Origin of the sequence: Actinoplanes sp. NPDC051861, from assembly GCF_040681145.1 — a bacterium.
Lineage (GTDB): Bacteria > Actinomycetota > Actinomycetes > Mycobacteriales > Micromonosporaceae > Actinoplanes.
In genome coordinates this window covers 246961-265303 of record NZ_JBFAYE010000008.1, presented here as the reverse complement: position 1 = coordinate 265303, position 18343 = coordinate 246961, and the positions used below count along the sequence as shown (strand labels likewise).

At 71.0% G+C, this 18343-nt stretch carries 16 protein-coding genes and 1 pseudogene; 8 read left to right on the top strand and 9 right to left on the bottom strand.

Annotation, left to right across the window (positions count from 1 at the left end; genetic code table 11):
* Nucleotides 1–345: 345 nt before the first annotated feature.
* A complete protein-coding gene (locus AB0M02_RS23250) occupies nucleotides 346–1569 on the bottom strand; it encodes a cytochrome P450 (protein WP_364229878.1) in 1224 nt (407 codons plus the stop codon).
* 115 nt (nucleotides 1570–1684) lie between these two features.
* Between AB0M02_RS23250 and AB0M02_RS23245 the strand changes: the two genes are divergently transcribed.
* Both AB0M02_RS23245 and AB0M02_RS23240 read left to right on the top strand, forming a co-directional pair.
* A complete protein-coding gene (locus AB0M02_RS23245) occupies nucleotides 1685–2800 on the top strand; it encodes a steroid 3-ketoacyl-CoA thiolase (protein ID WP_364230011.1) in 1116 nt (371 codons plus the stop codon).
* Between the two features lie 15 nt (nucleotides 2801–2815).
* Nucleotides 2816–2974: a hypothetical protein gene (locus AB0M02_RS23240; protein WP_364229876.1), complete on the top strand. Its 159-nt coding sequence runs from the start codon at nucleotides 2816–2818 to the stop codon at nucleotides 2972–2974.
* On the opposite strand, the gene AB0M02_RS23235 is transcribed toward AB0M02_RS23240, so the two are convergent.
* The 4 genes and pseudogenes from AB0M02_RS23235 to AB0M02_RS23220 form a co-directional block, all read right to left on the bottom strand.
* On the bottom strand, nucleotides 2959–4110 hold the full coding sequence (locus tag AB0M02_RS23235; RefSeq protein ID WP_364229874.1) for a glycosyltransferase family 4 protein: 1152 nt from the start codon (nucleotides 4108–4110) through the stop codon (nucleotides 2959–2961). The genes AB0M02_RS23240 and AB0M02_RS23235 overlap by 16 nt on opposite strands.
* An 8-nt stretch (nucleotides 4111–4118) precedes the next feature.
* Nucleotides 4119–5171, bottom strand: coding sequence for a DUF3068 domain-containing protein (locus AB0M02_RS23230; RefSeq protein WP_364229872.1), 1053 nt, complete (start codon nucleotides 5169–5171; stop codon nucleotides 4119–4121).
* A gap of 298 nt (nucleotides 5172–5469) precedes the next feature.
* A pseudogene (locus tag AB0M02_RS23225) lies at nucleotides 5470–6246 on the bottom strand (SDR family oxidoreductase); the annotation flags it as partial.
* Nucleotides 6247–6356: 110 nt separating this feature from the next.
* Complete coding sequence (locus AB0M02_RS23220) at nucleotides 6357–7502, bottom strand: acyl-CoA dehydrogenase family protein (RefSeq protein WP_364229871.1); 1146 nt, start codon at nucleotides 7500–7502, stop codon at nucleotides 6357–6359.
* A 77-nt stretch (nucleotides 7503–7579) separates the two neighbouring features.
* Here AB0M02_RS23220 and AB0M02_RS23215 point away from each other — a divergent pair, with 77 nt between their 5' ends.
* The 6 genes from AB0M02_RS23215 to AB0M02_RS23190 are packed head-to-tail and all read left to right on the top strand — an operon-like array spanning nucleotide 7580 to nucleotide 14647.
* Nucleotides 7580–9067 carry a FadD3 family acyl-CoA ligase gene (locus tag AB0M02_RS23215; protein ID WP_364229869.1) on the top strand — a complete coding sequence of 496 codons (1488 nt, stop codon included), beginning with the start codon at nucleotides 7580–7582 and terminating at the stop codon, nucleotides 9065–9067.
* On the top strand, nucleotides 9064–9897 hold the full coding sequence (locus tag AB0M02_RS23210; RefSeq protein ID WP_364229867.1) for an enoyl-CoA hydratase: 834 nt from the start codon (nucleotides 9064–9066) through the stop codon (nucleotides 9895–9897). The genes AB0M02_RS23215 and AB0M02_RS23210 overlap by 4 nt, the downstream gene beginning before the upstream one ends.
* A complete protein-coding gene (locus AB0M02_RS23205; protein WP_364229865.1) occupies nucleotides 9894–10988 on the top strand; it encodes an acyl-CoA dehydrogenase family protein in 1095 nt (364 codons plus the stop codon). The genes AB0M02_RS23210 and AB0M02_RS23205 overlap by 4 nt, the downstream gene beginning before the upstream one ends.
* Nucleotides 10985–11935 (top strand): acyl-CoA dehydrogenase family protein, encoded by a 951-nt coding sequence (locus AB0M02_RS23200; RefSeq protein WP_364229864.1) that lies wholly within the window; start codon nucleotides 10985–10987, stop codon nucleotides 11933–11935. The genes AB0M02_RS23205 and AB0M02_RS23200 overlap by 4 nt, the downstream gene beginning before the upstream one ends.
* A complete protein-coding gene (locus AB0M02_RS23195; protein WP_364229862.1) occupies nucleotides 11932–12885 on the top strand; it encodes an acyl-CoA dehydrogenase family protein in 954 nt (317 codons plus the stop codon). Before AB0M02_RS23200 ends, AB0M02_RS23195 begins: the two co-directional genes overlap by 4 nt.
* A 28-nt stretch (nucleotides 12886–12913) precedes the next feature.
* Entirely contained in the window at nucleotides 12914–14647 is a 1734-nt protein-coding gene (locus tag AB0M02_RS23190; RefSeq protein ID WP_364229861.1) for a protein kinase, read from the top strand.
* Nucleotides 14648–15182: 535 nt separating this feature from the next.
* Here AB0M02_RS23190 and AB0M02_RS23185 read toward each other — a convergent pair.
* The 4 genes from AB0M02_RS23185 to hsaD form a co-directional block, all read right to left on the bottom strand.
* Entirely contained in the window at nucleotides 15183–15872 is a 690-nt protein-coding gene (locus tag AB0M02_RS23185) for a Uma2 family endonuclease (RefSeq protein WP_364229860.1), read from the bottom strand.
* Nucleotides 15873–15881: 9 nt separating this feature from the next.
* Nucleotides 15882–16442, bottom strand: a complete 561-nt coding sequence (hsaB, locus tag AB0M02_RS23180; RefSeq protein WP_364229859.1) for a 3-hydroxy-9,10-secoandrosta-1,3,5(10)-triene-9,17-dione monooxygenase reductase subunit — start codon at nucleotides 16440–16442, stop codon at nucleotides 15882–15884.
* A gap of 194 nt (nucleotides 16443–16636) precedes the next feature.
* A complete protein-coding gene (gene hsaC, locus AB0M02_RS23175) occupies nucleotides 16637–17539 on the bottom strand; it encodes an iron-dependent extradiol dioxygenase HsaC (protein ID WP_364229857.1) in 903 nt (300 codons plus the stop codon).
* Entirely contained in the window at nucleotides 17539–18342 is an 804-nt protein-coding gene (gene hsaD, locus AB0M02_RS23170) for a 4,5:9,10-diseco-3-hydroxy-5,9,17-trioxoandrosta-1(10),2-diene-4-oate hydrolase (protein ID WP_364229855.1), read from the bottom strand. The genes hsaC and hsaD overlap by 1 nt, the downstream gene beginning before the upstream one ends.
* Between the last annotated feature and the right edge of the window lies 1 nt (nucleotide 18343).

The following is an 18343-nucleotide window of genomic DNA, read 5'->3' as shown; positions in this document are numbered from 1 at the left end:
CGCCGCCTGGCCCGCCCAGCGCCACCGAGCACCCACCGCAAGCGGCGCCACAGCCGCGACCAAACACCCCGCCGCCTGGCCCGCCCAGCGCCACCGAGCACCCACCGCAAGCGGCGCCACAGCCGCGACCAAACACCCCGCCGCCTGGCCCGCCCAGCGCCACCCGAGCACCCACCGCAAGCGGCGCCACAGCCGCGACCAAACACCCCGCCGCCTGGCCCGCCCAGCGCGACCCAGCACCCACCGCAAGCGGCGCCACAGCCGCGACCAAACACCCCGCCGCCTGGCCCGCCCAGCGCGACCCAGCACCCACCGCAAGCGGCGCTACGGCCGCGACCAAACGCCTCAGCGGTAGCGGACGGGCAGGTGTTTGATGCCGTTCAGCCAGCCGGAGCGCAGGCGCTGGGGGTCGCCGGCCAGGGCGATTGCGGGCATGTGCTCGGCGATGGCGTTGAAGATGAGGTCGATCTCGAGGCGGGCCAGATTGGCGCCCAGGCAGAAGTGGGCTCCGCTGCCGCCGAAGCCGAGGTGCGGGTTGGGGCTGCGGAGGATGTCGAAGGTCTGGGGGTCGGTGAAGACGTCCTCGTCGTAGTTCGCCGAGCCGTAGAACATGGCCACCCGCTGGCCGGCCTTCACCTCGACCTCGCCGACTGTCGTGTCCCGGGTGGCGGTGCGCTGGAAGGCGTTGACGGGAGTGCCCCAGCGGACCATCTCGTCGACGGCGGTGCGGGGGCGCGAGGACTTGTAGAGGTCCCACTGGTCGGGGTGTTCGAGGAGCGCCAGCATGCCGTGCGAGATGGCGTTGCGGGTGGTCTCGTTGCCGGCGACCGCGAGCATCAGGACGAAGAAGCCGAACTCGTCGGTGGAGAGGTGCTCTCCGTCGATCTCGGCCTTGACCAGTGTGGAGACGATGTCGTCGCGGGGGCAGGTCTGCCGGTCGTCGGCCATCTGCATCGCGTACCCGAGAAGTTCCATCGCCGACGTCATCGGGTCCTGGACGCCGCCGTACTCCGGGTCGTCGTAGCCGATCATCGAGTTGGACCAGTCGAAGACGTTGCGGCGGTCGTCCTGCGGTACGCCGATCAGCTCCGCGATGGCCTGCAACGGCAGCTCGCACGCGATCTCGGTGACGAAGTCGCCGACGTCACCGGCCGTGGACGCGACGATGCGCTCGGCACGGGCGGTCAGCGTCTCGCGCAGGCTGTTGATGGCGCGCGGCGTGAAACCGCGCGAGACGATCGCCCGCTGCTTGGTGTGCTGCGGCGGGTCCATGTTGAGCAGCACCAGTTGCTGCATCTCGATCCGGTCGCGGGTCATGTCCGGCTGGAAGCGGACGATCGCCGTGTTCTCCCGGCTGGAGAACGTCTCGCTGTCACGGGACACGGCCATCACGTCGGCGTGCCGGGTCACCGCCCAGTACCCGTCGTCGTCGAATCCGGCGCTCCCACGCTCCTGCGGGATCCAGCAGACCGGTGAGTTGCGCCGGGCCTCGGCGAACTCGGCCTGCGGGATGCCGTGGACGTAGATCTCCGGATCGGTGAAGTCGATGCGGGTACGCGGCTCAGCCACAACCCCTCCAGGAGAAGAAGAGGAGAAACAGGTTCTATCGCGTTCATACACGAACCTCGTTCTCGATGGTAGGTTCTCAACGAGAACACGTTCTATCTGAAGCGTGGAGATTGACTTGGGCGCACCGGTGATCGTCGGCGCCGTCCGGACACCCATCGGGCGCCGCGACGGATGGCTGTCCGGCCTGCACGCGGCCGAGCTGCTCGGCGCCGCACAGCGGGCGCTGCTGGCCCGGGCCGGCCTGGACCCCGCGCTGGTCGAGCAGGCCATCGGCGGCTGCGTGACGCAGGGCGGCGAGCAGTCCAACAACATCACCCGGACCGCCTGGCTGCACGGCAGCCTGCCGCACACGACCGGATGCACCACGATCGACGCGCAGTGCGGCTCGGCGCAGCAGTCCACCCACCTGATCGCCGGGCTGATCGCTGCGGACGCGATCACCGTCGGCGTCGCCTGCGGGGTGGAGTCGATGAGCCGGGTGCCGCTGCGGGCCAACCTGGGCACCGCCGGCACGCCCCGGCCGGACTCCTGGGACATCGACATGCCGAATCAGTACCTGGCTGCCGAGCGGATCGCCGAGCGGCGCGGCCTGAGCCGGGCGGACCTGGACCGGTTCGGGGTGCGCTCCCAGGAGAACGCGGCGCGCGCCTGGGCCGAGGGTCGCTTCGACCGTGAGGTGACGCCGGTCGCGGGCGTGCAGCGCGACCAGGGCCTGCGCGAGACGACCTTCGAGGGGCTGTCGGCGCTGCGCCCGGTGCTGCCGGACGGCCGGCACACCGCGGGCACCTCCTCGCAGATCTCCGACGGCGCGGCCGCGGTGCTGCTGATGGACGCCGATCGCGCCGATGAGCTCGGCCTGCGCCCGCGCGCCCGGATCGTGGCGCAGTGCCTGGTGGGCGCCGAGCCGTTCTACCACCTGGACGGCCCGATCGCCGCCACCGACCGGGTCCTGTCCCGCGCCGGGATGAAGATCGACGACGTGGACCTGTTCGAGGTGAACGAGGCGTTCGCCAGCGTGGTGCTCTCCTGGCAGGGCGTCCACCGCGCCGACCCGGACCGGGTCAATGTCAACGGCGGCGCGATCGCTCTCGGTCATCCGGTCGGCAGCACCGGCGCCCGGCTGATCACCACGGCACTGCACGAACTGGAGCGTTCGGACCGCGGAACCGCCCTGATCACGATGTGCGCGGGCGGCGCGATGTCCACCGCGACCATCCTGGAACGGCTGTAGAAGGAGGAGATCACGTTGAAGATCCTGCTGCTGAGCGCGATCGTCGCCGTGGCGCTCGCCGTCATCGGCGTCACCACCGTCCTCGCCGCGGTCAACCCGAGCGCCAGCGAGGTCGCCAGCAACATGTCCGACAACGATCCGCTGGTGCCGCCGGACTTCTACGGCGCCCGCTGAACCGGCGCCCCCGGAGACGCCGGCGCCTCCGGGGCCGGGACCTGGCCGAGCACCTCGCGGAGGACGAAATCCATCCGCCGCCCGGTCAGTGACCAGGTGAAACCCCCGGCGTAGGCGCGGGCCTCGGCACCCATCCGCTGCCGCAGCCCGCGGTCGGTCAGCAGCCGCCGGGTCTGCGCCACGAGGTCCTCGAAGTCGTCAGCGAGCAGCCCGGTGTGCCCGTCGAGGATCGCGTCGCGCACGCCCCCGGCCTGCCGAAACGCGATCGCCGGCGTGCCGCACGCGCCCGCTTCCAAGATCGTCAGGCCCCAGCCCTCCTTGACCGAGGGCACGAGCACGACCCAGCCGGCGGTCAGCAACCGGTATTTCTCGCACTCGCTGACATAGCCGGTGAATTGCGTGCGTTCCGCCACACCCAGGGCGGCGGCCCGCTGCCTCAGCTCACGCTCCCACCAGCCCCGGCCCACGACGATCAGGCGCGCCTGCGGCAGCGCCACCAGGGCGCGCAGGGCGATCTCCACCCGCTTGTGCGGGACAAGACGTCCGAGAACAACCAGGCATGGGTACGGCGTACGCGCGACCCGCCGCACCGGGACCGGACTCAACCCGTTGGGCACCACCGTGATCCGCCCCGGGTCGACGCCCAGCCCGGCGAGTTCGTCCCGCGTGGCCGCCGACACCGTGACATAGCGGCAACGGCGGTAGACGTAGGGCCCCGCGACCGATTCCATCCACCACCCGACCCGGCCGCACACCGGGCCGAGCACCACTCGCCACTGCTCCCGGTGCACGTGGTGGACGACGACCACTGTCGGACACCGTGCGTACAGCGGAGACAGGAACGGCACCCCGTTGCAGACGTCCACGAGCACATCCGGCCGGCCGAGCTTGCCGGTCACGTACGCAAGAAATGCCCTTAGATAAACCGTGTGCCGGCTCCCCCGGCGGACGACGCGCACGCCCGACGGCAACGTCTCGTCCGCCGGGGCGTCGTCGTGTGCCGCGCAGAACAGCGTCACCCGGTGCCCGTGCCGGACCAACTCGGCGGCGACCCGTTCGGTGTAGACCTCGGAGCCGCCACCCTCCGGATTACGGGTGTCGCGCCAGTTCAGGAAGACGACGGAACGGCCTGCCATCCGGCGCCTCAGGTCTGCGGCACCGGCGACGGCTCCGACTCGGCGTGAGATGGGGTGTGCGTGCGGCGCGTCCGGCCACCCCGCGCGATCAGGTAGCCGGCGACCGCGAGGAGGACGCCGAGAAGCGCCAGGCCGAGCGGCAGCCAGAAGCCGAGCAACAGCAATTGGGTACGCCCACTCGCGGCCTGATCGTGCACGGCGTCCAGGGTGGCCTCGTCATACTGCAGATCCGCGTCGAAGATGACCACCGGTCCGCCGGCGTTCGGCAGGAGCTCCCGGTGCTGCTGCTCGCGGTACCCGATGATGGCCCCGGTCTCCGGTTCCACCCACAGCGTGCGGGTGGCCTGGTAGTTGACCGTCGCGGTGGTCGCACCCGGCGCCAGGAAGCCGAGCAGCACGTCGAGCGTCTGCTCGTCCATCTCGATGACCTGCTGCGGCACCTGCTGGACGAACCGGTACGCCGGCAGGCCGTGGAAGTTCTCCTCAGCCTCGTACTCGATCGGCAGCGCGTCCTCCAGCGCCGAGTCCCAGTACTGATAGGTGGTCTTCTCGGTGCCGAACGGGAACAGGTAGAGCTGGCCCTCGAACTGCACGTTGCCCGGGGTGCAGGCGATGTTCTGGGCCGGGTCCTCCTTGGTCTCGTTGTGGCACTGGCCCTCCCAGGGCACCGCCGCGCCGGACACCCGGTCGAGCGCGACCCGGCTCTCGGACCGGTTGATCGCCTCGCCCGTGTCGGTCCGGTCCGTCGCGTGGTACACGTTCCAGATCAGTGTGTTGTCGGCGAGGTCACCGGTGAGCTCGGCAGCCGCCGCGAAGTCGGGCTTGATGCCGGTGGTGGTGCGCAGCCCGGCATTCTCGACGACCACCTGCAGCGTGCCGTCGGGAAGCGACTTGGCCTGCACGAACGACGCGTTCGGCCCCTCCACGACCACATCCGGGGGTACCAGGTCGAGCGGCACCTTCCGCTGCGACGGCACGATGATCCAGGCCAGCGCGCCGGCCAGGAGGACGCAGAGTATTCCCAGGCCGAAAACCGTCGCACCGGTGAGCCGCCGCTTCATCGCGTCCTCCCAGAAAGTAGAACGCGTTACAATCTACTGCCCCGTAACATAGATGAAAACCCCCGTGTGTTGATTTCGGCCGCCCTGCACACCCCAACTCCACACACAACCCGCCGCCAGACCTTGCGTGTGAAGTTCGGCCGCCCTGCACACCCCAACTCCACACACAACCGGCCGCCAGACCTTGCGTGTGAAGTTCGGCCGCCCTGCGCACCTCAACTCCACACACAACCGGCCGCCAGACCTTGCGTGTGAAGTTCGGCCGCCCTGCACACCCCAACTCCACACAAGAGGGGTTTCAGGCGCGCTGGCTGCTTACGGAGATGACCTCGCCGGTCAGGTAGGAGGCGTAGTCGCTGGCGAGGAACGCCACCACGGTCGCCACCTCCCACGGGTGCGCCGCCCGGCCGAACGCCTCCCGGCCCGCGAGAGCGTCCAGTTCCTCGGCGCTGATGACCTTGCTGAGGAACGGGTGCGCGGCGAGGCTGGGCGCCACCGCGTTGACGCGGATGCCGTGCTCGGCGACGTCCAGGGCTGTGCAGCGGGTGAACGCCATGACGCCGGCCTTGGCCGCGGCGTAGTGCGCCTGCCCGGCCTGCGCCCGCCAGCCGAGCACCGAGGCGTTGTTCACCACCGCTCCCCCGCTGCCCTGCGCGATCATCCGGCGCAGCGCGGCCCGGGTGCAGCGGAACGTGCCGGTCAGGGTGACGTCCAGGACGCGGGCCCACTCGTCGTCGGTCATCTCGGTGACCGGACGGTCCCCGCCCAGGCCGGCGTTGTTGACCAGGACGTCGAGCCGCCCGTAACGGTGGGTGGCACCGTCGATCAGCCGCTGCACGTCGTCCTCGTCGGTCACGTCGCAGGGGACCGCCCAGACCCGGGCGGGGTACGCCCCGGACAGCCGGTCGCGCGCCTCACCCAGCCGCCGCTCGTGGTTGTCGCCGAGCACCACCCGCGCACCCTCGTCCAGGCACCGCCGCGCCACCGCCGCACCGATCCCCGCCCCCGCCGCCGCCGTCACCACGACAACCTTCCCCGTCAGCAGCCCGCGCCCGGCCGGAGGCTGAGGCGGACTGGAGGGAGAAGAGGCCGGCGAGGGAGAAGAGGCCGGCGAGGGAGAAGAGGCCGGCGAGGGAGAAGAGGCCGGCGAGGGAGAAGGGGCCGGCGAGGGAGGCGGGGACGGGGTCACCGGCGGGCCTGGCGGGGTAGGCCCAGGACCCGTTCGGCGAGGATGCCGCGCTGGATCTCGTTGGAGCCGCCGTAGATGGTGTCCGCCCGGCTGAACAGGAAGAACTTGCGCCACCGCTCGGCGGCCTCGGGCGGCGCCCCCGCGTCCAGCACGTCCATCGCCAGCTCACCGAGGCCCTGCCGCCACCGGGTCCAGAGCAGCTTGACCACCGACGGGTTCCCCGGTGGCGGCGAAGGCGCCGACAGGCTGCGCAGCGTGTGCGACCGCAGCACCGTCAGGTCGATCCACGCCCGGGTCAGCCGATCCCTCACCGCCGGATCCGCGGCCGCCCCGTTGCCCCGGGCCAGCGCCACCAGATCGTCCAGATCCCGCTGGAACCCGATCTGCTGGCCCACCGTGGCCGCGCCCCGCTCGTACGCCAGGGTCGCCATGGCCACCCTCCAGCCGTCGCCGACCCGGCCCACCACCAGGTCCGCGGACGTGCGCGCGTCGTCGAAGAAGACCTCGTTGAACTCGCTGTCACCGGTCAGCTGCCGGATCGGCCGGACGGTGACACCCGGCTGCCGCATCGGCACCAGCAGGTAGGAGAGCCCGCGGTGCCGGGGCTCGCCCTCGACGACCGGTGACGTGCGGGCCAGCACGAAGCACCAGTCCGCCACGTGTGCGAGCGACGTCCACACCTTCTGGCCGGTCAGCACCCACTCGTCGCCGTCGAGCCGGGCGCGGGTGGTGACGCCGGCCAGGTCCGACCCCGCTCCGGGCTCCGAATAGCCCTGGCACCACAACTCGTCCACCGACGCGATCGCCGGCAGGAAACGCGCGCGCTGCGCCTCGGTGCCGTGATCCATGAGTGTCGGGCCGACCATGGTGATCCCGATGTGGTCGACGCGGCTGGGGGCGGCGCTTTCCGCGTACTCCTCATGGAAGATCACCTGCCGCCTGAGTGACGCGCCCCGCCCACCGTGCGCCACCGGCCAGGCCAGCGTGCTCCATCCGGCGGCCGCAAGGCGCCGCGCGAAGGCCAGGCGCTGCGCGAAGGCCTCGTTCTCCCGGCCGGGTCCGCCGGCGCCGCGCACCTCATCGGTGAGGTTGGCGGCCAGCCAATCGCGCACCTCGCGGCGAAACGCCTCGTCGTCGTCCACTGGCGCCACCTCCCGGATCACGCGTAAGCTCACCCTACCGACCAAGCACTTGCTTGGTAAGTCCATAGGAGGCCGCGATGGATCAGACCATCCCGGCGGCGGTGGAGCGGGCGGCACAGCGATTCGGTTCGGCACCGGCGCTGGTGGAGCCGGGCGTCGGCAGATGGAGCTTCGCCGAGCTGCGGGACGAGGTCCGCGCGGTGGCCGGCGCGTTCGCCGCATCGGGGATCAGGCCGAAGGACCGGGTGGCGATCTGGGCGCCCAACTCGGCACAGTGGATGTTCGCGGCGCTCGGCGCGAGTTCGGCCGGTGCGACGCTGGTGCCGGTCAACACGCGCTACACCGCGGTCGAGGCCGCCGACGTGATCACCCGCAGCGGCGCGCAGGCGCTCGTGGTCGCCGGGCCCTTCCTGGGCCGGGACCGGATCGCCGAGCTCGAGGCCGCCGGCGCTCCGCTCCCCGGCCTGGTGGTGCGGCTGCCCGAGTGGGCCGCGTTCCGGCACCGGGCCGGCGGCGACCCGGCGACCTCCGTCAGCCCCGACGACGTGAGCGACATCCTGTTCACGTCCGGGACGACCGGTCGCTCCAAGGGCGCGATGAGCGCACACCGCCAGACCCTCGGCGTCGCCGGTGCGTGGGCGGAGATCGGCGGGCTCCAGCCCGGCGACCGTTACCTGGTGGTCAACCCGTTCTTCCACAGCTTCGGGCTCAAGGCCGGGATTCTGGCCTGCCTGCTCAGCGGGGCGACCGTGGTGCCGCTGCCGGTCTTCGACGTACGCCGGGCCCTGGAGCTGATCGAGTCGGAGCGGATCACGGTGCTGCCGGGCGCGCCGACCCTCTATCTCAGCCTGCTCGACCATCCGGACCGCGCTCAGCACGACCTGTCGTCGCTGCGGCTCGCGGTCACGGGTGCGGCCACCGTCGCGCCCGCGCTGGTCGGGCGGATCCGGTCCGAGCTGGGGTTCGACAGCGTGCTGACGGCGTACGGGCTGACCGAGGCCGTCGTCGCGACGATGTGCCGGCCCGGTGACGACGACGAGACCGTGGCGCAGACCAGCGGCCGGGCGGCGGCCGGGTTCGAGGTGCGGATCGCCGAGCAGAACGGCGAGGTGCTGCTGCGCGGGCCGAACGTGATGCTCGGCTACCTCGACGACCCGGACGCCACGGCCGACGCGATCGACGCGGACGGCTGGCTGCACACCGGAGACATCGGGCGGCTGGACCCGGCGGGGAACCTGACGATCACGGATCGACTCAAGGACATGTATGTATCGGGTGGGTTCAATGTGTATCCGGCCGAGGTCGAGCGGGTCCTGGCCGAACACGACGGTGTCGCCGAGGCGGCCGTGGTCGGCGTTCCCGACCGGCGGCTCGGCGAGGTCGGCGCCGCCTACGTGGTGCCGCGGAAGGGGCACGGCGTCTCGGTGATCGAGGTGATCGCGTTCTGCCGGGAGCGGCTCGCCGGCTACAAGGTGCCGCGGAGTGTGGAGATGCGGCGGGAGCTGCCGCACAACGCCTCCGGCAAGGTAGTCAAATACCTGCTGCGTGAGGGGCCGCTGCGGTGACCGTCGTGCGTTACGAGCAGCGCGGGCCGGTCGCCCTCGTCACGATGGACCGGCCGCGCTACCGCAACGCGCAGAACTCGGCTATGACGTACGCGCTGGACGACGCGTTCACCCGCGCTGTCGACGACCCGTCGGTGGCGGTGATCGTGCTGGCCGGCGCCGGCGACCACTTCTCCGCCGGGCACGACATCGGCACGCCGGAACGGGACGCGGATACACCCTTCCCGCGCCGCGCCGTGCAGTGGTGGGACCACACGACCCGCGACGGCGCCGACCGACGGTACGCCCGGGAGATGGAGGTCTACCTCGGGATGTGCCGGCGGTGGCGGGAGATGCCGAAACCGTCGATCGCCATGGTGCAGGGCGCGTGCATCGCGGGCGGGCTGATGCTGGCCTGGGTCTGCGACCTGATCGTGGCGAGCGAGGACGCGTTCTTCGCCGACCCGGTGGTGCGGATGGGCATCCCCGGCGTGGAGTACTTCGCGCACCCCTGGGTGCTCGGTCCGCGGTTCGCCAAGGAGGTGCTGTTCACCGGGGAGCGGTTCGGGGCGCGCCGGGCCTACGAGGTGGGCATGGTCAACCGGGTGGTTCCGCGGGAGGACCTGGAGACGGCGACGTTCGCGCTGGCGGAGAAGGTGGCGGCGATGCCGTCGTTCGGGCTGGCCCTGGCGAAACGCGCGGTCAACCAGTGCGAGGACCAGATGGGCATGCGGGCCGGGATGGACTCGGTCTTCGGGCTGCACCACGTCGCGCACGCGCACAACGCCGAGGTCAGCGCGGATCCGCTCGCCGGCCTCGACGCGGCCGCGATGAAGAGAGCGGCGCGGTGAATCTCGACCTCGACGCGGACGCGGTGGCTTTCCGCGACGAAGTAGGGAGCTGGCTGGCCGCGAACGTGCCACCGGTTCCGCTACCGGGAGTCGACACGGCCGAGGGGAACACCGCGCACCGCGAGTGGGAACGGAGACTGGCGGGGGCCGGGCTGGCGGCGGTGTCCTGGCCGATCGAGTACGGCGGACGAGCCGCACCCCCACTGCACGCTCTGCTGTTCGACGAGGAGTACCACGCGGCCGGCGCGCCCGTACGGATCGGTCAGAACGGCCTGTTCCTGCTGGCACCGACGCTGCTGGCACACGGGACCGCGGAGCAGTGCACGCGGATCCTGCCGCCGATGGCCCGCGGCGACGAGGTGTGGGCGCAGGCCTGGTCGGAACCGGAGGCGGGCAGCGACCTCGCGGCTCTGCGGTCGCGCGCCGTCCCGGTCGACGGCGGCTGGCTGCTCAGCGGGCAGAAGACGTGGAGTTCCCGGGCGGTGGTCGCGGACCGGGCGTTCGGATTGTTCCGCTCGTCCGGCGATCGCCACCGCGGCCTGACGTACCTGATGTTCTCCCTCCGCGCGCCGGGCGTGACGGTGCGGCCGATCGAGCAGCTCGACGGCACCGCCGGGTTCGCCGAGATCTTCCTCGACGACGTGTTCGTCCCGGACGAGGACGTCATCGGGCCGCCGGGCGACGGCTGGCGGGTCGCGATGAGCACGGCCGGGCACGAGCGCGGGCTGTCGCTGCGCGGTCCCGGCCGGTTCACGGCCGCCGCCGACCGGCTCGTCGCGCTCTGGCTGGCCGATCCGGACCCCGCGCTGGCCGGCCGGGTGGCCGACGCGTGGATCGGGGCGCGGGCGTACCGGATGCAGGCCTACGCGTCGCTGGACACCCCGGTGCCGCCCAGTGCCACGAAGCTCTTCTGGTCCGAACTCGACGTGCGGATCCACGAGACGGCCCTCGACCTGCTCGGCCCGCGCGCCGAGATCGACACGGTGTGGACGGCGGGCTACCTGTTCGCGCTGGCCGGACCGATCTACGCCGGCGCCAACGAGATCCAGCGGAGCATCCTCGCCCAGCGGGAACTGGGCCTACCGCGATGAGGCTCACCCCGGCGCCGGAGCAGCACGCCTTCGCCGCGTCCGTGCACCACCTGCTGGACGACAGCCATGGGACTCAGTGGCGGACCACCTGGGAGCGGCTCGCGGAGACGGGCGTCGCCGGGCTGATGGTTCCGGAGCGCTGGGGCGGGCTCGGCGGCACCGCGGCCGATCTCGTCGTCGTCGCCGAGGCGCTCGGGCACCACGCCCTCCCCGGACCGGTGATCGAAACGGTCGCGGTGGTGCCGGCGCTGCTGGCGGGGCTGGCTGACGACGGGCCGGCCGGGAAGTGGCTGCCGGAGATCGCGGCAGGGCGGGTGGTGGCGACCGTCGCCGCGCCGCCGTGGGTGCCGTTGGCCGCCGACACCGAGCTCGCCGACCTGACGCTTGTTGCCGAGCCGGCCTCGGTGCGCGTGGGGCACGGCGTTTTCGCGTACCCATCGATTGATCAAAGCCGGCACCTGACCGATGTCCGCCGCGGCAGCGTGCTGGCCGAGGGACCGGCGGCCTCCGCCGCCGTGCGTGACGCGATCGACCGGGGTGCGCTGGCGTGTGCCGCGATGTTGCTCGGGGCGGGGCGCGCGCTTCTTCAAACCACCATTGCGTACGCGAGAAGCCGCACCCAGTTCAACCGCCCCATCGGCTCCTTCCAAGCGGTCCAGCACCGGCTCGCCGACGTGGCCGTCGGTCTGGAGTTCGCCCGCCCGCTGCTGCACGCCGCCGCCGCGACCGCCCTCCCGCGCGACGTGTCGGCGGCGAAGGTGTCCTGCGCGGAGGCGGCCGGTCTGGCGGCAGCGGCGGCACTCCAGGTGCACGGTGCGATCGGCTACACCCGCGAGCACGGGCTGGGGCGGTGGCTGACCAGGGTACGAGTGCTGACCGGCGCGTGGGGCACGCCCTCGCAGCACCGCGCCCGGGTGCTGTCCGAACTCGGAAAGGAACCTCGGTGAACGACGAACGTGATGCGCTGCGCGAGGCCGTGCGCGGCCTGCTCGGCGAATATCCGGTGCGGGCCGCCGCGGACGGGCTGTGGGCGCGGCTCTGCAAGGAGATCGGGGTGGCCGGGCTGGCGATCCCGGAACGGTACGGCGGCGCCGGCGCGACCCTCCTCGAGACCCACGTGGTGCTGGAGGAACTCGGCCGCGTCCTGTCCCCCGCGCCGATGCTCAGCTGCGTGCCGGCCGGGCAGGCGCTGCTGCACGCCGACGACGAGGACGCGCGGGCGCGGCTGCTCCCGGAGATCTGCGCCGGTGAAAGGGTGGCCACGCTGACGTTCGGGTTCGCCGATCACGTCCTGGATGCTGAGACCGCGGACGTCTTCCTGGTCGTCGCGAACGGCGAACTCTGGGAGGTGGACGACCCGGCGATCGTTGAAGAGGAATCCCTCGACCTGACGCGCCGACTGGGGACCATGCGGCTCGACGGGACATCGGCCCGCAGTCTGGGGACCGTACCCGAGGCCTATCTGCGCTCGGTGGCGTGCGTGGCGCTCAGCGCGGAGCAGGTCGGTGCGGCCGGTCGCGCCCTCGAGCTGACGCTCGAGTACGTCAAGACCAGGCATCAGTTCGGCCAGGCGATCGGTTCCTTCCAGGTGCTGCAACACCGGCTTGCGGAGGCATGGGTACGGGTGGAAGCCGCCCGATCCGCGTCCCTGACAGCCGCCGAGGCACTCACGGCCGGCGCCGGCGACGCACACCGGCTCGCCTCCGTCGCGAAGGTCACCTGCTCCGAGACCCTTCAGGCGGTTGCTGCCGAGATGGTGCAGATGCACGGCGGGCTCGCGATCACGTGGGAGCATGACGCGCACCTGTATCTGCGTCGGGCGTACGACAGCGCCCGCCTCTTCGGAACCCCGGCCCAGCACGTCCGCGGCCTCGCCGAGGCAGCAGGTCTCGCCTGACGGATCGAGAGCCGTTTAGAGTGTTGCGGTGCTTGCCCCTGGACAAATGCTCAACGGCCGATACCAGCTGACCCAGCGGATCGCGGCCGGCGGCATGGGCGAGGTGTGGCGCGGCAAGGACGTTCTCCTGCACCGCGACGTCGCGGTCAAGGTGCTGCTGCCGGCCCTGATGGCCGACACCGAGTTCATCACCCGCTTCCGGACCGAGGCGCGGGTGATGGCCGCGCTCCGGCACCCCGGCATCGTCCAGGTCTACGACTACGGCGACGACCAGTTCGACTACCTGGTCATGGAGTACATCGACGGCACCCCACTGTCGAAGCGCATCCTGCAGGCCGGCCGCCTGGGCGCGGCCGAAACCATGACAATCGTGTCCCAGGTCGCCGACGCCCTGCAGGCCGCCCACGACGCCGGCATCGTCCACCGCGACGTCAAACCGAGCAACCTGCTGGTCCGCCCCGGCGGCGCCATCGTCCTGGTCGACTTCGGCGTCGCCCGCTCGGCCGGCATCACGGGCGTCACCAGCACAAACGTTGTCATGGGCAGCGCTCACTACATGGCGCCGGAACAGGCCGAGGGCAAGCCGGTCTCAGCGGCCACCGACGTGTACGCGCTGGGCGCCGTAGCCTTCGCCTGCCTCGCGGGCCGCCCGCCTTACGTGGGTGACAACCCGCTCGCGGTCCTGGCCCAACTGGTCCACGGCCACCCACCGGTCCTCCCGTCCGACGTGCCGGCGGGCGCCGGGGCGGTGGTGTTGCGGGCACTCGCAAAGGACCCGGTCCAGCGGTTCCCGAGCGCCGCCACACTGGCGGAGGCAGCCCGCGAGGCCGCGACCCGCCCCTCCACGCCCGGCCCCTCCTCCGCGCCCGGCCTCTCCCCCGCGCCCGGGTTTTCCTCCGTGCCCGGGTCTTCCTCCGCGCCCGGCTTCTCTCCCGCGCCTGGGTTCTCCCCCGTCCCTGGTCCCTCCTCCGCGCCTGACTCCTCCACCGCGCCCGGCTTCTCCCCCGTGCCTGGCTTTTCCTCGGCCGAGCCGGCCAGGGGGCACCGCACCGCTCTGCTCGTATCAGCCGGCGCAGTCGTCCTTGCACTGATCGGAGCCGGAGTGGTCTTCGCCGCTCAGCAGAACAGCTCACCCTCGGGGCAGACCCAGCAGGCAGCACCGGCCGGCGCGCAGGACGTGGCGATCGGCGACGACCTGCCGATCGCCGAGCCGGGCCAGTCCACCACCAGCGACCCGGAACTCCCGGCGGTCCCCGCCCCCGCCACTTCCCCGGTGAAGGCCGGCGGAACCAGCCCGACCAACCCTGACGCCTCCGTCACGCCCCAGACACCCGGCCCCGGCGAGGCCACAACCGGCACCCCACCCACTGCCGAACCCACCGACTCCACGACCGCCACACCCTCACCGACGACCACCGTGACGACAAACCCGTACAAACCGGCGGCTCTGTGCGGACAGGGCTACAAGGTGATCGACCAGGCCGCCCTGAAGGCGAACGGCGCCGCGAAGGGCCGCGTCTACCTGCTCTACCAGGCAACCAGCGGCAAGAACTGCGTGGTCACCATCAAAACCGCAGCCGTAGGCACCAAAGCCACCATGTCGTCATACCTCCAACCCGAGGGCGGCACCGAGGTAAGCGACAGCGGCTCCTTCGGCTTCTACGCCGGCCCCGTCCGAGCCACCGCCGAAGCCACCTGCGTCCGCTGGGGCGGCTCCATAGGCGCCGCCACCTACGACAGCCCCTTCGAACACTGCAGCTAGCCAACTCCCGACACCACAAACCACGAGCTGCCCCCCAGTCCAGTGGACGTGACTTGACGTGACTGGACTTGACTGCAGTCCAGTGCAGTCCAGTGCAGTCCAGTGCATTGGTCCGATGCAGTCCAGTCCAGTTCGGTGCAGTCCAGCGCAGTGGTGCAGTGCAGTGCAGTGGTCCGGTGCTGTGCAATGCAGGATCGTGGGCGCTCAAACCGCCAGTAACCGGCACACGAGGCCAAGGTCGTCGCCCGCCCACCGCAGCCTCGGGCACCACAGGAGATCGTGGAGGCTCAAGCCGCCGACGGCCGGCGAGCGGGTCCAAGGTCGCGAACAGGTGCGGGATCGTGGGCGCTCAAGCCGGCAATGACCGGCGAGCAGGCCCAACATCGCGAACAGGTGCGGGATCGTGGGCGCTCAAGTCGGTAATGACCGGCGAGCAGGCCCAAGGTCGCGAAACGGTGCGGAATCTTGGGCGCTCAAACCGGCAATGACCGGCGAGCGGGCCCAACATCGCGAAACAGCGCGGGAGCGTGGACGCTCAAACCGGCAACAGCTGGAGAGCGGGTCCGAGGTTGCGGGCTGTGCGGGAGCGGGAGTGGGAGTGGGAGTGGGAGTGGGAGGTGAGGAGGTCGTTGAGGTCGATGTCGATGGGGAAGGGGCGGGCGAGGCGGACTCGGCCCTGGAAGATGCCAAGGAGCATGTAGTGGTGGCTCATCTTGTTCAGTTCATAGGTATAGAGGATGATTTTTCCGGCGACTTCTTCTAGGCGCCAGAAGTACTCGAAGCCTGCTGCGGCATAGATGTGGGGTTTGCGGTCTCGGTCGCGGGCTTCTGAGTCGGGGGTGACTACCTCGGCTACGAGGGTCACGGCGTGTGGTGGGTAGTAGGTGGCGTCTTTGGCGAGTTCGACGTTGGCTTTGACGAGCATCAGGTCGGGCTCGGGCCTTGAGCGGCGGCCGAGTAGCACGGATTTCTGGCGGACTACGGTGAAGTCGTCGGCCGGTGTCAGGCGGATCATGGCGGCCTCTAGTTGGCTCAGGACCTCCGTTTGGAATGGCTGCTGGGGGCCCGGCAGCACCAGCGTGCCGTCGATCAGTTCGGTGTGGGGTGGGAGGCCCGGGAGTCGGTCAAGGTCCTCGGCGTAGTAGCCCTGGGCCGGCGGGCAGGGCCAGTTCGTGCTGTGGGCCGGTGGGCAGGGTGAGTTTGTTTCCTCATGCCTAGCTGTCATGGGGCTAGGTTAGATCCAGTCGGTGTGTCTTGGCCAGGCCAGAAGTGTGTCAACAACTTCGGGGGCCTCGTGGGGGGAAATCGTGGCCGTTCCCGTGTAGCGGCCCTTGTGGAAGAGCAGGGGTCCTACGTCCCTGCAGTCACCCAGCGCCGCCACTCGGCCGACCACAATCGAGTGATCCCCTCCCGAGTGAACGGCCTCGATTCGGCAGTCGGCCCATGTGAGGGCGCCGTCCAGGATCGGTGCTCCGGAGGGGGTCGTGGTCCAGGTGACGCCGGCGAACTTGTCGGCGCCGCGGAGGCCGAACGCGCGGGAGAGGTCGCGCTGGTCGGCAGCGAGGACGTTGACGCAGAACCAGCCTCGGGCGCGGATGCGCCGCCATGTCTCCGAGTGGTCCTGTGGGCAGAACAGGACCAGGGGCGGGTCGAGCGACAGCGGCGTGAAGGCCTGGCAGGCGAAGCCGGCGGGGCCGTCGGCGTCGGCGGTGGTGATGACCGTGACGCCGGTGCAGAAGTGGCCGAACACCCGGCGGAACCGCCGGGAGTTCACGCCCACCGGTACGCCCGTCAACGAGCCAGCGGAAAGGGAGCCAGCGGGAAGAGGGCCACCGGGAAGAGAGCCACCGGACGAAGGGGAAGCGCCAGCAGGAAGAGAGCCAGCGGGAAGGGAACTAGCGGCGGCAAGGGAGCCACCACCCGGAGGGGAAGCGCCGGCGGGAAGGGAGCTGGCGCCGGGGAGGGAGGCGGCGCCGGGCTGGGAGTTGCTCAATGCCCGCCGCCGCCGAAGAAGCGGTGGCCCCAGACGCTGTGCGCGGTGGTCTGCCGGGCCACCCAGGTGCGGTCGTCGACGGTGAGGCCGCCGGTGCCGTACTCGATGTCGAAACCGCTCGGCGTGCGCACGTAGAACGAGACCATCTCGTCGTTGGCGTGCCGGCCCAGGGTGGAGATCATCGGGGCTTTGTTGCGGCCGCAGCGGTCGATGGCGCGGCCTACGTCGTCGATGGTTTCGGTTTCGACCATGAGGTGGATCAGGCCGGTGGGCGCCGGGATCGGGGCGAGGGCGACGCTGTGGTGGCGGGGGCCGCAGCCGAGGAACCGCATCCAGAGCGGCTTGTCCGAGGGCGGCAGGCCGAGGTGTTCCGGCACGAGGCGCATCGAGTCGCGCAGCCGGAAGCCGAGCACCTCGGTGTAGAAGCGCAGGGCGGCCGCGTCGTCATGAGCCGGCAGCACGACGTGTCCCATGCCCTGCGTGCCGGTGACGAAGCGGGTTCCATAGGCACTCAAAGCGGGCCTGGTGTCCAGGGCCGCGCCGCAGAAGAACTCGAGCCGGTTGCCGAACGGGTCGTCCACGCTGATCATCTGGTCCACTCGGCGGGCGGCGAGTTCGTCCTCGCCGGCGGCCTTGAACGGCACGCCGTTGTCCTCGAGCACGCCGGTCAGCCGGGCGAGGGCGGCCGGGTCGGCGACCTCCCAGCCGGAGGCGAAAAGTCGATCACGCGACGAGGGAACGACGACGATCCGGGCCGGAAGGTCGTCCATCCGCAGATACAACGAGGTGGAGTCCCCGCGCCCGAGGGTCATGCCGAGAACCTTGGTGCCGAAGTCGCTCCACGCCGGCAGGTCGGTGGACTCGACGCGCAGATAGCCGAGGGATCGGATCAGACTCATCAAGAATCACCCTTAAGAAAGTCGATGGCCAGGCGGTTGAACTCGTCGAACTTCTCCAGGTGCGCCCAGTGCCCGCAGCCGCCGAAGACGTGCAGCCGGGCGTTGCGCAGTACCTTGAGCGCGACCAGGGCGCCGTCGAGCGGGTTGACCCGGTCCTCGCGGCCCCAGACCAGCAGGACCTGGTGGCGCAGGCGGTGCGCGTCGCGCCAGAGGAGCCCCTCCTCGTACGTCTGGGGGTTGCTGAACGAGGCGCCCATCTCGCGCATGGCGCGCTGCGCGGCCGGATCGCTCGCGGCCCGGAAACGCTCGTCGATCAGCTCGTCGGTGATCAGCCGGGGGTCGAAGACCAGCGTGCGCAGGAACGCGGCGAGCCTCTCCCGGCTGGGCGCGGCGCCGAAAGCGCCGAGCCGTTTGACGCCCTCGGTGGGGTCGGCGGCGAAGACGTTGAGGCTGAGGCCACCGGGACCCATCAGCAGAAGGCGGCGGGCGCGGTGCGGAAAATTCAGAGCAAAACGTACGGCGGTGCCGCCGCCGAGCGAGTTCCCGACGAGATCCACCTGCTCGATCCCGAGCTTGTCCAGCAACGACGCCAGCCCGGAAGCGGCGTGCGTGAAGTACTGGCCGGTGATCGGGTCGTCGAGAGAGCCGCCGTATCCGGGCTGATCCACCGCGAGGACGTCGAAGTGCGGTGCGAGCGCGGGCACCGTACGCCCGAAGTTGCTCTTGGCAGACGCACCGGGACCGCCTCCGTGGAGAAGGACCACCGGGGAGCCGGCGCCGGACCGGTGGAAAGCAAGCACCATG

Excerpts from the sequence above, each read along its gene's own strand:
- AB0M02_RS23235 (WP_364229874.1), bottom strand. The coding sequence starts at position 4,110 with ATGGCAGGCCGTTCCGTCGTCTTCCTGAACTGGCGCGACACCCGTAAT.
- AB0M02_RS23230 (WP_364229872.1), bottom strand. The coding sequence starts at position 5,171 with ATGAAGCGGCGGCTCACCGGTGCGACGGTTTTCGGCCTGGGAATACTC.
- AB0M02_RS23215 (WP_364229869.1), top strand. The coding sequence starts at position 7,580 with ATGGATCAGACCATCCCGGCGGCGGTGGAGCGGGCGGCACAGCGATTC.
- AB0M02_RS23200 (WP_364229864.1), top strand. The coding sequence starts at position 10,985 with ATGAGGCTCACCCCGGCGCCGGAGCAGCACGCCTTCGCCGCGTCCGTG.
- AB0M02_RS23185 (WP_364229860.1), bottom strand. The coding sequence starts at position 15,872 with ATGACAGCTAGGCATGAGGAAACAAACTCACCCTGCCCACCGGCCCAC.
- hsaC (WP_364229857.1), bottom strand. The coding sequence starts at position 17,539 with ATGAGTCTGATCCGATCCCTCGGCTATCTGCGCGTCGAGTCCACCGAC.
- hsaD (WP_364229855.1), bottom strand. The coding sequence starts at position 18,342 with ATGGTGCTTGCTTTCCACCGGTCCGGCGCCGGCTCCCCGGTGGTCCTT.